Origin of the sequence: Leclercia pneumoniae (assembly GCF_017348915.1) — a bacterium.
Lineage (GTDB): Bacteria > Pseudomonadota > Gammaproteobacteria > Enterobacterales > Enterobacteriaceae > Enterobacter > Enterobacter pneumoniae.
Genome location: NZ_CP071383.1, coordinates 1,493,392 through 1,505,874, shown reverse-complemented (window position 1 = coordinate 1,505,874; position 12,483 = coordinate 1,493,392). Strand labels below are relative to the sequence as shown.

The 12,483-nt window shown below is 52.5% G+C and carries 10 protein-coding genes; 3 read left to right on the top strand and 7 right to left on the bottom strand.

Annotated features, from left to right (window positions below):
• From JZ655_RS07020 to JZ655_RS06990, 7 genes are all read right to left on the bottom strand, one after another.
• Nucleotides 1–2,265 (bottom strand): ComEC family protein, encoded by a 2,265-nt coding sequence (locus tag JZ655_RS07020; RefSeq protein WP_207293366.1) that lies wholly within the window; start codon nt 2,263–2,265, stop codon nt 1–3.
• Between the two features lie 213 nt (nt 2,266–2,478).
• Nucleotides 2,479–2,766 carry an integration host factor subunit beta gene (gene ihfB / locus JZ655_RS07015; protein WP_040076328.1) on the bottom strand — a complete coding sequence of 96 codons (288 nt, stop codon included), beginning with the start codon at nt 2,764–2,766 and terminating at the stop codon, nt 2,479–2,481.
• 168 nt (nt 2,767–2,934) lie between these two features.
• Nucleotides 2,935–4,608 carry a 30S ribosomal protein S1 gene (gene rpsA, locus JZ655_RS07010; protein WP_006174462.1) on the bottom strand — a complete coding sequence of 558 codons (1,674 nt, stop codon included), beginning with the start codon at nt 4,606–4,608 and terminating at the stop codon, nt 2,935–2,937.
• A 111-nt stretch (nt 4,609–4,719) separates the two neighbouring features.
• A complete protein-coding gene (gene cmk, locus JZ655_RS07005) occupies nt 4,720–5,403 on the bottom strand; it encodes a (d)CMP kinase (protein WP_040076329.1) in 684 nt (227 codons plus the stop codon).
• A 185-nt stretch (nt 5,404–5,588) separates the two neighbouring features.
• The gene (gene aroA, locus JZ655_RS07000) at nt 5,589–6,872 is read right to left on the bottom strand and encodes a 3-phosphoshikimate 1-carboxyvinyltransferase (protein ID WP_046887185.1); all 1,284 of its coding nucleotides are present in this window, start codon (nt 6,870–6,872) and stop codon (nt 5,589–5,591) included.
• Nucleotides 6,873–6,940: 68 nt separating this feature from the next.
• On the bottom strand, nt 6,941–8,029 hold the full coding sequence (gene serC / locus JZ655_RS06995; RefSeq protein WP_207293365.1) for a 3-phosphoserine/phosphohydroxythreonine transaminase: 1,089 nt from the start codon (nt 8,027–8,029) through the stop codon (nt 6,941–6,943).
• A 162-nt stretch (nt 8,030–8,191) separates the two neighbouring features.
• Nucleotides 8,192–8,884 (bottom strand): DUF421 domain-containing protein, encoded by a 693-nt coding sequence (locus JZ655_RS06990; RefSeq protein WP_207293364.1) that lies wholly within the window; start codon nt 8,882–8,884, stop codon nt 8,192–8,194.
• A 206-nt stretch (nt 8,885–9,090) separates the two neighbouring features.
• On the opposite strand from JZ655_RS06990, the gene JZ655_RS06985 reads away from it, so the two are divergent.
• The 3 genes from JZ655_RS06985 to focA all read left to right on the top strand — a co-directional run bounded on the left by JZ655_RS06985 (nt 9,091) and on the right by focA (nt 12,449).
• A complete protein-coding gene (locus JZ655_RS06985; protein ID WP_207293363.1) occupies nt 9,091–9,318 on the top strand; it encodes a hypothetical protein in 228 nt (75 codons plus the stop codon).
• A 107-nt stretch (nt 9,319–9,425) separates the two neighbouring features.
• Nucleotides 9,426–11,186 carry a 30S ribosomal protein S12 methylthiotransferase accessory factor YcaO gene (gene ycaO, locus JZ655_RS06980; RefSeq protein ID WP_046887188.1) on the top strand — a complete coding sequence of 587 codons (1,761 nt, stop codon included), beginning with the start codon at nt 9,426–9,428 and terminating at the stop codon, nt 11,184–11,186.
• 405 nt (nt 11,187–11,591) lie between these two features.
• On the top strand, nt 11,592–12,449 hold the full coding sequence (gene focA, locus JZ655_RS06975; RefSeq protein WP_046887189.1) for a formate transporter FocA: 858 nt from the start codon (nt 11,592–11,594) through the stop codon (nt 12,447–12,449).
• Nucleotides 12,450–12,483: the final 34 nt, after the last annotated feature.

Genomic DNA, 12,483 nt, shown 5'->3' with positions numbered 1-12,483 from the left:
CTACCCGTTATCGCCGGGCACGCCAAACCACTGATGATACCAACGACGGAAATATTGATATCGTAAACGTTGGATTTGCCACGCTTGCGGTGTAAACGTCACCGTGATTTGCCCGCTCTGGGGCGTAGTGACCCACTGATAACCCTCCTTACGATAGCGATTTGCCACTTTCCCCGACGGCAAGCGCCAGGCGTTAAATCGTGAAGCAGAGACCAGTGCGATATGCCCATTAACGCGCTGTATCAAAGGCAGCGTTGAGGAGGTATTGCTCCCGTGGTGAGGCACCTGGATAAGTGTAGACGGAAGATATTGCCAGTGGTGACTCAGCATCGCCTTTTCCGCCTCAGCTTCAATATCGCCTGTTAATAATACGCTGTGTACCCCGTCATCCACTTTCACCACGCAGGAGCGATTATTTCCGCGCCAGCGAACGGCATCGACAGGCCAGTGTGCGCTAAAGGTCAGCCCCTGCCATTGCCAGCGTTCACCGCGAAAACAGGGCATATGGTCTTCCTGACGCAGCGGACTACGAACCCACATATCTGGCCAGGTTTTGCGCAAGGTGTTCAGGCCTCCGGCGTGATCCAGATGATCGTGACTGAGAATAACGCCGTCAGGATATAAATGATGCCAGCGTAGCCAGGGAATAATGTGTAGTTGAGCGCTGTCTCCCCCCGGCCACGCTGGGCCTGTGTCATAAAGCACCGCCCTGCCCTGACGTTCAATGACCATAGCCAGCCCCTGCCCAACATCCAACATATGCAGTGCCCAGCTGTTATCGTGCCTGGCTCGCCAAAACGGGAACGTGAACACAATGATGACCACCAGACAGAGTACCGGCGAGCTCTTCCAGACGCGCATCCGCCAGCCGATAAGCGCAAGCCAGGGAAGGAGTGCCAGCCCGGTCCACCGATTGTCTACCCCAATCCAGCCATTGGGCAGAATTTTCAAAAACCTGAACAGCAGATCAAGTACGGCATCAGTGGCCATCCACAGCCCATTTTCAACCAGGGTCATGGCCACAAGATGGCAAAACATTCCCAGCAAAATGAGCGGTACCGCGACAAAAGTGACCAGCGGTACGGCAACCAGGTTCGCCGCCAGCGAAGAAAGGCTGAAACCATGAAACAACGCAACCTGCAGGGGCAGTAGTAAAAACAGCATTCCCAACTGTAGATGCAGCAAGTTCGCAATGGACTGCACTCCCCGGGGTAACCTCCTATTCGTCACGGGCAACCACTGAAACCAGAAGATAAGCGCCGCTACCGCAAAGGCGGAAAGCAGCAGGCTATGAGAGAGCACAGCCAGCGGATCGACAAACAGGATCGCGGCTATGCAAACCCGCCATACCTGCCAGGATGACCAGCGTCGCCCGCTGAGTTGTAAGGCGAGGCAAACCGCCAGCGATACCACGGTACGCAGCGCTGGAGGCTGCATACCGGTCAGCCCCGCGTAAAATGTAGCAAAGCAAAAACCGGCCATCATCGGGCTTCGCCAGCCTATTCGATGTACAGGGATAAAAAACTGGAAAGCACGCACCAAAAGCCAGAGAGCTGATGCGGCCAGCGCAATATGTAATCCAGAAATCGCCATCAGATGGGATGTACCGGTTTCCCGCATCAGGTCATTTACTTCTGGCTTGACCGTCAGCCGCTCCCCCATCCCTAATCCCAGCATGACGGCTCCCCATTGATATGGCTCCAGCGTCGCACTCAGAGAGGCGAGATAGCGGGCACGCAGACTGCATCGGGCATCCAGCAGCTGGGCGTGCGTGAAACGCCCGGTCAACGGTAAATGTTGTGACAAGGCATGGCGCTGCGCGTCAAAACCCCCTTCATTGAGCTGTCCATGCACTGGACGCAAGGCGAGCGTCATGCGCCAGCGTTGCCCTGCACACCCGGCCTGGGGAAGCGCCTGACCATAGAGCTTCACCCCGACGGCAGGTGAAAGGCGTTGACCATTGATGCGGATAATTTTCGCCCGGTGCGTAGTGTCACCATCGCTGGCGGTAAGAATGACCTCGGCCTCCTGCCGGCCTTTGGTCAGGTGGGTCATCGGCCAGACTATCGCCTGCCCGGCAAGCAGCCCCCAGGCCATAAAGAGAAGCCAGAAGCCGGTCAACCGCACAGGCCGACAGCGACACCAGGCACCGATGGCCCCTGCGAAGGCGATAGCCTGAATAACATGTAAATCTGGCAACGCAGGCAGCCATAGCAATGGCACGATCGCCAGGATGACGCATGTTGATAGTGCAGTCAGACTCATTTCCACCTCCCTGTTAGCAGGGAGTGTGCCGGGTCATTCAGTCCTGGTCATATGGCTTAAGATGAATAAGGAAGCGCGTACGAAAAGTTTTCAAGATGATTGCAAGATTGCACTAAAAATTGTGCGATTCTTTCAGGAAGAGGAATTTAAGACGAAAAAAAAGCACCCGCAGGTGCTTTTCTTCAACAACTCATTCACGCCAGCAGGGCAGAATCAGTCGCCATAAATATTGGCGCGATCGCGCAATTCTTTACCCGGCTTGAAGTGCGGAACGTATTTACCTTCCAGCTCTACTTTATCGCCAGTCTTCGGGTTACGCCCGGTGCGTGGTGCACGATAGTGCAGTGAAAAACTTCCGAAACCGCGGATTTCAATGCGCTCGCCCTGTGCCAGAGTCGAGGCCATATGCTCAAGCATCTCTTTCACTGCATCTTCGACAGCTTTTGCAGGGATGTGTGATTGCTGGCTGGCAAGTCTTTCGATCAATTCTGACTTGGTCATGATTCCTCCGGTTCCTTCAAACCTATTAGCTGAACAGCTTATTAAACAAGGGCGGCCGTAGCCGCCCTTTGTTATTGATTACAGGACGAATCCTGCAATCTGTCAAGTAGACTCGTTATCCTTAGAGCCGTAACTGCGTTATAGCTCAAAGGAATCGGATTACTTGAATTACTCGCCTTTAGCTGCTTTGAAAGCTTCAGCCATTGCGTTGTTAGAGAAGTTTGCATCTTCCTGTTTGTTAACAGTTGCGATTGCATCTTTCTCATCAGCTTCGTCTTTAGCACGAACAGACAGGCTGATTGCACGGTTCTTACGGTCAACACCGGTGAACTTAGCTTCAACGTCATCGCCAACGCTCAGAACCAGAGTTGCATCTTCAACGCGGTCACGGGAAGCTTCGGAAGCGCGCAGGTAACCTTCAACGCCGTCAGCCAGTTCTACGGTTGCGCCTTTAGCGTCAACTGCAGTTACTTTACCGTTTACAATTGCGCCTTTCTTGTTCAGTGCAACCCAGTTGTTGAACGGATCTTCTGCCAGTTGCTTAACGCCCAGGGAGATACGCTCACGTTCTGCGTCAACCTGCAGAACAACTGCAGCGATTTCGTCGCCTTTCTTGAATTCACGTACTGCTTCTTCGCCTGCAACGTTCCAGGAGATGTCAGACAGGTGAACCAGGCCATCGATGCCGCCGTCCAGGCCGATGAAGATACCGAAGTCAGTGATAGACTTGATTTTACCTTCAACACGGTCACCCTTGTTGTGGGTTTCCGCGAACTGCTGCCATGGGTTGTTTTTGCACTGCTTCAGGCCCAGGGAGATACGACGACGTTCTTCGTCGATATCCAGAACCATCACTTCCACTACATCACCAACGTTAACAACTTTGGATGGGTGGATGTTTTTGTTGGTCCAGTCCATTTCGGAAACGTGCACCAGGCCTTCAACGCCTTCTTCGATTTCAACGAAGCAGCCGTAGTCGGTCAGGTTGGTAACGCGACCAGTCAGTTTAGTACCTTCTGGGTAACGCTTAGCGATAGCTACCCATGGATCTTCGCCCAGCTGTTTCAGGCCGAGGGATACACGAGTACGCTCGCGGTCGAACTTCAGCACTTTAACAGTGATTTCGTCGCCCACGTTCACGATTTCGCTTGGGTGCTTAACGCGTTTCCACGCCATGTCGGTGATGTGCAGCAGGCCATCAACGCCGCCCAGGTCAACGAATGCGCCGTAGTCAGTGAGGTTCTTAACGATACCTTTGACTTCCATGCCTTCCTGCAGGTTTTCCAGCAGCTGATCGCGTTCTGCGCTGTTTTCGGATTCGATAACGGCACGACGGGATACAACAACGTTGTTACGCTTCTGGTCCAGCTTGATTACTTTGAACTCAAGCTCTTTGCCTTCGAGGTGCAGGGTGTCACGGACTGGACGAACGTCTACCAGTGAACCTGGCAGGAACGCACGAATACCATTCAGCTCAACAGTGAAGCCACCTTTAACTTTGCCGTTGATAACACCGACCACAGTTTCAGCTTCTTCGTAAGCTTTTTCCAGGGTGATCCATGCTTCGTGACGTTTAGCTTTCTCACGAGACAGCAGGGTTTCGCCGAAGCCGTCTTCTACTGCGTCCAGTGCAACGTCAACTTCGTCACCGACCTGGATTTCCAGCTCGCCCTGGGCGTTTTTGAACTGCTCAGCCGGAATGGCGGACTCAGATTTCAGACCGGCGTCAACCAGTACTACGTCTTTGTCGATAGCAACAACAACACCGCGAACGATGGAACCCGGACGGGTTTCGATTGTTTTTAAGGATTCTTCAAATAGTTGAGCAAAAGATTCAGTCATGTTTAATCTTCAGGTTAATATTAACGTCCACCTGGCTCCGTGCCGGATGGGGTTGTTTCACATACCCGCCGTCAATCCATTGCAGCGGGGGTACTACTAAATCGGTCGCGATTACGCGAGAGCCAATTTCTGGCGCGCATATTGTAGCGCTTTTTCAATCACTTGCTCAATAGTTAAACTGGTAGAGTCCAGCACTAACGCATCTTCTGCAGGAACAAGTGGCGCGACGGCGCGGTTACGATCGCGGTCATCACGTTCTTTTATCTCGGATAAAAGGCGATCAAAGTTAACACTAAACCCCTTCTCCTGCAACTGAAGCATGCGGCGTTGCGCTCGCTCTTCCGATGAGGCATCAAGGAAAATTTTCACAGGCGCATCAGGGAAAACCACGGTTCCCATGTCGCGACCGTCGGCGATCAAACCGGGTGTTTCACGGAATGCACGCTGGCGTCGTAACAAGGCTTCACGTACGCGCGGGAAGGCGGCAACCTGCGAAGCCGCATTGGCCACTTCCTGGGTGCGGATTTCACCGCTCACGTCTTCACCTTCGAGAATGACTTCAAGGTTGCCGTCGGTCGAGACAAAACGAACATCCAGATGCGCAGCCAGCGGGACCAGTGCCTCTTCAGACGCGACATCCACATGGTGGTGCAGCGCAGCCAAAGCCAGTACGCGATAGATTGCTCCCGAATCTAAAAGATGCCATTGCAATGCTTCCGCCATTGCTTTGCACAGCGTACCTTTCCCTGCGCCACTTGGCCCATCAATGGTGATTACCGGGGCAACTGCCGTCATCGTTTTCTCCTTAAATAAGGCATACCGTTCATATAAACGCCGCGCATTATACGCGTCATCTTGCGCAACTGTTACCTTTGCGTGCAAATAACGAAATTAATGAAGCAGAGTGTAGAAGAAATGCGCGGGAGTGTGGGTCAGGAAACGTAAGGAAATGCCGCATCCGATGATGCGGCAAAGGATGATTACGCCAGCGTACTGATGCGCGCCAGCTGTTCGAAGTAGTCCGGGAAGGTTTTCGCGGTACATTTCGGATCGAGAATGGTCACCGGGGTATCCGAGAGCGCCACCAGCGAGAAACACATCGCCATGCGGTGATCGTTATAGGTGCCGATTTCAGCCACCTGCAGTTGTGCCGGTGGTGTGACGCGGATGTAGTCTTCGCCCTCTTCTACCTCTGCGCCCACTTTGCGCAGTTCGGTTGCCATTGCAAACAGACGGTCGGTCTCTTTCACACGCCAGTTATAGATGTTACGCAGCGTGGTGGTCCCTTTTGCGAAAAGCGCTGCCGTCGCAATGGTCATCGCCGCATCCGGGATATGGTTCATGTCCATGTCGATGGCGTTGAGTTCGCCACGCGTACAGGAGATGAAGTCCTCCCCCCAGGTCACCGTGGCGCCCATCTTCTCCAGAACGTCTGCAAAGCGGATATCGCCTTGCACACTATTACGGCCGATGCCGGTTACTTTAACGGTGCCGCCCTTAATCGCCCCCGCGGCCAGGAAATAGGAGGCGGAAGAGGCGTCGCCTTCAACAAGATAGTGGCCCGGAGATTGATACTGCTGTGCACCGCGCACTACGAAGCGCTGATAAGCGTGGTTTTCCACCTCGATGCCGAAAGTTTGCATCAGATGCAGCGTGATATCGATATAGGGCTTAGAGACCAGATCGCCTTTGATGGTAATCACGGTGTCCTGTGGTGCCAGCGGCGCGGTCATCAGCAGCGCGGTTAAGAACTGGCTGGAAACGCTGCCATCTACCTCAACATGACCGCCGGTGAAGCCTCCGCGCAGGCGCAGTGGTGGATAGTTTTCCTGTTCCAGATAGTCAATTTTCGCGCCGCCCTGACGCAGGGCATCCACCAGATGACCAATCGGACGCTCTTTCATGCGCGGTTCGCCCGTCAGCACAATATTGCTGTTACCCAGACACAGGGCTGCGGCCAGGGGGCGCATAGCGGTGCCGGCGTTACCCAGGAACAACTCGAGCTCTTCGGCAGCGCGCAGCGCCCCACCGTTGCCAGTAACTTCACAACGGGTTCGATCGTCAGAGAGCGTGTAGTGAACGCCCAACGCTTGTAACGCATTGAGCATATGACGTACGTCATCGCTATCCAGCAGGTTGGTCAGGACTGTCGTGCCATTTGCCAGCGCTGCCAGCAACAGGGCGCGGTTCGAAACACTCTTTGAACCCGGCAGATTGATGGTGCCGTCTACTCGCGCGATTGGTTGTAACGTCAGGGATTCCATGAAACTTAACTCTCAACTCAACTTAATAAAAACCCCGCAGCGATGCTGCGGGGGTGAAAACAGCGCGATTAACCGTGACGACGTTCGAAGTCGATCATGAAATCGGTCAGGGCCTTCACGCCTTCCAGCGGCATAGCGTTATAAATAGAGGCGCGCATTCCGCCAACGACGCGGTGGCCTTTCAACGCATGCAGACCCGCAGCGAAGGACTCTTCCAGGAACACTTTATCCAGATTGCTATCCGCCAGCTGGAACGGGACGTTCATGCGGGAGCGGTTGGCTTTAGCCACATCGTTGCGGTAAAAGTCGCTCTTATCGATGGTGCCATAAAGCAGTTCAGCTTTCTGCTGATTGATCTTATCCATCTGCGCCACACCGCCATTTTGCTTCAGCCACTTGAAGACCAGACCGGAGAGATACCAGGCAAAGGTTGGCGGGGTGTTGAACATAGAGTCGTTATCGTTCAACACGGTGTAGTCCAGAATGGATGGGCAAGCTGTATGGGCTTTACCCAATAGTTCCTCACGTACGATGACGATAGTCAAACCCGCCGTGCCGATGTTTTTCTGCGCGCCAGCGTAGATAACACCGAAGCGGCTGATATCGAGCGGCGCGGAAAGGATAGTGGAGGAGAAATCGGCGGCAACGACAACATCTTTACCGAAGTCCGGGGTCTCATCAATGGCAATACCGTCGATGGTTTCATTCGGGCAGTAGTGCAGATACGCGGCGTTATCAGAAAGCTGCCATTCGCGCATTGGCTTCACAGCGCGCAGTCCGTCAACGGTGACTTTGGCGTCGATAACGTTCGGCGTACAGTATTTGTGCGCTTCTTTTACTGCGCTTGCCGCCCAGTAGCCCGCATCCACGTAATCTGCCGTGGTTTTGTCACCGAGAATATTCAGCGGAACGCCAGCAAACTGACCGCGTCCCCCGCCGTGGCAGAACAATACTTTGTAGTTCGAGGGAATATTCAGCAGATCGCGAAAATCCTTTTCTGCCTCTTCCGCCACCTGGATAAACTCTTTACCACGGTGGCTAATCTCCATCACCGACGTACCGAGTCCCTGCCAGTCAACCAGCTCTTGCTGAGCTTGCTTAAGTACCTCTGCCGGTAACATTGCCGGACCTGAACTGAAATTAAAGACCTGAGCCATTTCCCCTCACCACGCTTAAAGCAATAAGTTATAACTGTGGATATCGGTTTTATCATTCAGTGACACGCGCCGCAATGTCTAAAACTTATGACCCTGGAAATGTGGCGCAGGTCACACAATACAATCTACCACCGCCCTGTCACAAAACCGACAAATTGGCTGTCAGGCGAGCCGTTTGGCCCGGCTAACCTTCGTCCATTCTGGATTGGTACAGCGCGGGCATAACATATGATCGCCTGCCTGCATGGACACGACATGGCTACACTTTATGCAGGCATACTGCCCGCTCTCAGGTACGGTCTTAAAACGGTCAATCAGCATATCCGGCAAGATACACAGCCCGGGCTTGACCTCGTCATCGGGGTAGTAATAGACGCTGATCTGCCCATTGGTTTCCATAATAGCCAGTCGGACCTGGCCCAGTTGTTCAACGCTGTTGAGACGTAGCTCCATAAAGAACTCAAACTCCGTCATATTCGCGCTTTGCACTTTTTCCCAGGCCAGTTGCCCCTCTTCAATGATAACGACCGGCTTCCCTTCGAACAGGTCTTCCAGCTTTTCACTTTTAGACATCAGCCACATCACCAGTCGGTAGAGCAAAGCAAGTGACACAAAAACAATAAACACGGGCACCATCGGCACGTCGTCATAAAACGCGACGTCTCCGGCCGCGGAGCCCAGGGTTAAAATGATTAACACTTCGAAAAGCGACATCTGACGCACGCCGCGTCGACCGGTTATTTTGAGAAATAGAAACACCAAAACAAAGGTATAGAGGCTACGCAGCGCAACTTCACCTAAAAATTCAGGAGGGACTTTATCGAATGCCATCCGTTGGAGATCGAACGCTTTCATTTTTGTTGTTCCTTTACAGTAAGTTACTCCCTGTAAGCATAGCTCAGGTTCCGCTTTCCGCCGCCTGACTGCGCTGCTCAGGGGCTAAATCAAATCTGATTTCTTCTGATTTCAGACGTTGCTCCCAATCGCGGGATTTACTCCCGGTATTCCTGTTCCCTAAAATCTTTCGTCTGGAAATCAAAACTCATTGAAAAGGATTTTTTATGCGTGAATTAACCTGTGACGAAATCTGCGTCGTCAGCGGTGGCTTTGGGCTGCTATCTTTACCGGCCGGCCTTGGTCTGGGGGCGTTTATTCCCACTATTGTGCTTGGCGCTATCGCCGGGCCCTTTACGCTGGGCATTGGCTTCGCCGTTATGGCGGCCGGAATTGTTGGGACCAGTCTGTCGGGTGCCGCAATGATCGTGAGTATCTGCGCCCCTATTCTTTAATCTTCCAGGGTATGTGGTCACCCCATGCCCTGACACTCTCCCGTTAATAGCCATCCTTCCTTAAAAGCCGTATTATTGCGCATCCTGCCATCAACAACTGACTAATCATGACCCAAACCTTTATCCCCGGCAAAGACGCCGCTCTGGAAGATTCCATCGCACGCTTCCAGCAAAAACTGACCGATCTGGGCTTTAATATTGAAGAAGCGTCCTGGCTGAACCCTGTACCTCACGTCTGGTCCGTGCATATTCGCGATAAAGACTGTGCCCTGTGCTTTACTAACGGTAAAGGCGCCACGAAAAAAGCGGCCCTGGCTTCTGCGCTGGGTGAGTACTTTGAGCGTCTCTCCACCAACTATTTCTTTGCAGATTTCTGGCTGGGCGACACCATTGCCAACGGCCCGTTTGTGCACTATCCGAACGAGAAGTGGTTCCCGCTGACCGAAGATGACGAGCTGCCGGAAGGTATTCTGGACGATCGTCTGCGCGCGTTTTACGATCTGGACAACGAACTGACCGCCAGCATGCTGGTGGATCTGCAATCCGGCAATGATGAGCGTGGGATTTGTGCCCTGCCGTTTACCCGTCAGTCCGACGAACAGACCGTCTACATTCCAATGAATATCGTTGGCAACCTGTATGTCTCTAACGGTATGTCCGCCGGTAACACCCGCAACGAAGCGCGTGTGCAGGGTCTGTCTGAAGTGTTTGAGCGTCATATCAAAAACCGCATTATCGCCGAATCAATCAGCCTGCCGGAGATCCCGAGCGAGGTTCTTGCGCGTTACCCGGGCGTGGTGGAATCCATTGCTAAACTGGAAGCCGAAGGTTTCCCTATTTTCGCGTATGACGGCTCGCTGGGCGGTAAATACCCGGTTATCTGTGTGGTCCTGTTTAACCCGGCTAACGGGACCTGCTTTGCCTCCTTTGGCGCGCACCCAGACTTCGGCGTGGCGCTTGAGCGTACAGTTACCGAGTTGCTGCAGGGCCGCGGTCTGAAAGATCTTGACGTCTTTACGCCACCCACCTTTGACGACGAAGAAGTCGCTGAACACGCTAACCTTGAAACCCACTTTATCGATTCCAGCGGTCTGATCTCCTGGGATATGTTCAAGCAGGATGCAGATTACCCGTTCGTGGACTGGAGCTTCTCCGGCACCACCGAAGAGGAATTCGCCACGCTGATGGCTATCTTCCGTGAAGAAGATCAGGAAGTGTATATCGCCGATTACGAACATCTGGGTGTCTATGCTTGCCGTATTCTTGCGCCTGGCATGTCTGATATCTATCCGGTTGAAGATCTGTGGTTGGCCAATAACACCATGGGCACGCATCTGCGCGAAACCCTGCTCTCCCTCCCGGAAAGCCGTTGGGAAAAAGAAGATTATCTCAACCTCATCACCCAACTCGATGACGAAGGTAATGACGATTTTACTCGCGTACGTGAATTGCTGGGGCTGGCAACCGGTAAAGACAACGGCTGGTACACCCTGCGCATCGGTGAGCTAAAGGCAATGCTGGCCCTGGCGGGCGGCGATCTGGAGCAGGCTCTGACCTGGGTTGAATGGACCATTGAGTTCAACGGCTCTATTTTCTCGGCTGAGCGTGCGAACTACTACCGTTGCCTGCAGACCTTGCTGCTGCTCTCTCAGGAAGAAGAGCGTGAGCCGCTGCAGTATCTGCACGCCTTCGTTCGTATGTATGGCGCAGACGCCGTTGAGGCTGCCAGTGCAGCCCTGAGTGGTGAAGCACCGTTCTACGGCCTGCAGGCTGTGGACAGCGATTTGAAAGCCTTCCCGGCGCATCAGTCGCTGTTAAAAGCCTACGAGAAACTGCAGAAAGCCAAAAGCGCTTATTGGGCAAAATAACCGCAAATAGCATTATAGAGAGTAGGCGTATTCCGTCGCCTACGTTATATTACGGGGCAATTTAATTGCCCCGTTTTTTATTTATAAGGCAATCAAGTTTAATTGTAATAATAAAGTTAAATAACGGTAACTATAATAATAGCGACCTGGATATTGTTGTAACTTTTTATAGTAAATACTCCATTATAATTAACTGTTATGGAGGACGGCCAAAGAAAAAAATCAAATCATTTTATAACTTTTAAAATTTATTTTTATACTGATAATCAAAAACTTACGCCGCTTTTGCTGTAAAACCATGCAGAGTGCGGGCCTATAAGCCAGGCGAGATATGATCTATATCAATTTCTCTTCTATAATGCTTTGTTAGTATCTCGTCGCCGACTTAATAAAGAGAGAGTTAGTGTGAAAGCTGACAACCCTTTTGATCTTTTACTCCCAGCTGCCATGGCGAAAGTTGCCGAAGAAGCGGGTGTCTATAAAGCAACGAAACAGCCGATGACCACGTTTTTCCTGGCGATTACTGCCGGTGTGTTCATCTCCATAGCCTTCGTTTTCTACATCACTGCTACCACCGGCACCGCCGCTATGCCCTTTGGTATCGCGAAACTGATTGGCGGCATTTGCTTCTCGCTGGGTCTGATTCTTTGCGTCATTTGCGGCGCCGACCTCTTTACCTCCACGGTGTTGATCGTTGTCGCCAAAGCGAGCGGTAAGATTACCTGGGGGCAGTTAGCGAAAAACTGGGTCAACGTTTACATCGGCAACCTGATTGGCTGCCTGCTGTTTGTACTGTTGATGTGGTTGTCGGGTGAATATATGACAGCCAACGGCGGATGGGGGCTAAATGTCCTGCAGACCGCTGACCACAAAATGCACCATACATTTATTGAAGCCGTGGCGCTGGGTATCCTTGCAAACCTGATGGTCTGCCTGGCGGTCTGGATGAGCTACTCCGGCCGTAGCCTGATGGACAAAGCCATGATTATGGTTCTGCCTGTCGCCATGTTTGTCGCCAGCGGCTTTGAGCACAGTATTGCAAACATGTTTATGATCCCGATGGGCATCGTCATCCGTAATTTTGCAAGCCCGGAGTTCTGGACCGCTATCGGTTCTTCCCCGGAAAGTTTCTCTCACCTGACTATTATGAATTTCATCACAGATAACCTGATCCCTGTCACTATCGGGAACATTATCGGTGGGGGTCTGCTGGTCGGGTTGACATACTGGGTCATTTACCTGCGTGGCGATAATCATCATTGATGATGTCTCAGGCAGTAAATAAAAAATCCACTTA

Coding starts and splice junctions, on each gene's coding strand:
- aroA (WP_046887185.1), bottom strand. CDS start 6,872: ATGGAATCCCTGACGTTACAACCAATCGCGCGAGTAGACGGCACCATC.
- serC (WP_207293365.1), bottom strand. CDS start 8,029: ATGGCTCAGGTCTTTAATTTCAGTTCAGGTCCGGCAATGTTACCGGCA.
- JZ655_RS07020 (WP_207293366.1), bottom strand. CDS start 2,265: ATGAGTCTGACTGCACTATCAACATGCGTCATCCTGGCGATCGTGCCA.
- cmk (WP_040076329.1), bottom strand. CDS start 5,403: ATGACGGCAGTTGCCCCGGTAATCACCATTGATGGGCCAAGTGGCGCA.
- ihfB (WP_040076328.1), bottom strand. CDS start 2,766: ATGACCAAGTCAGAATTGATCGAAAGACTTGCCAGCCAGCAATCACAC.
- ycaO (WP_046887188.1), top strand. CDS start 9,426: ATGACCCAAACCTTTATCCCCGGCAAAGACGCCGCTCTGGAAGATTCC.
- JZ655_RS06985 (WP_207293363.1), top strand. CDS start 9,091: ATGCGTGAATTAACCTGTGACGAAATCTGCGTCGTCAGCGGTGGCTTT.
- JZ655_RS06990 (WP_207293364.1), bottom strand. CDS start 8,884: ATGAAAGCGTTCGATCTCCAACGGATGGCATTCGATAAAGTCCCTCCT.
- rpsA (WP_006174462.1), bottom strand. CDS start 4,608: ATGACTGAATCTTTTGCTCAACTATTTGAAGAATCCTTAAAAACAATC.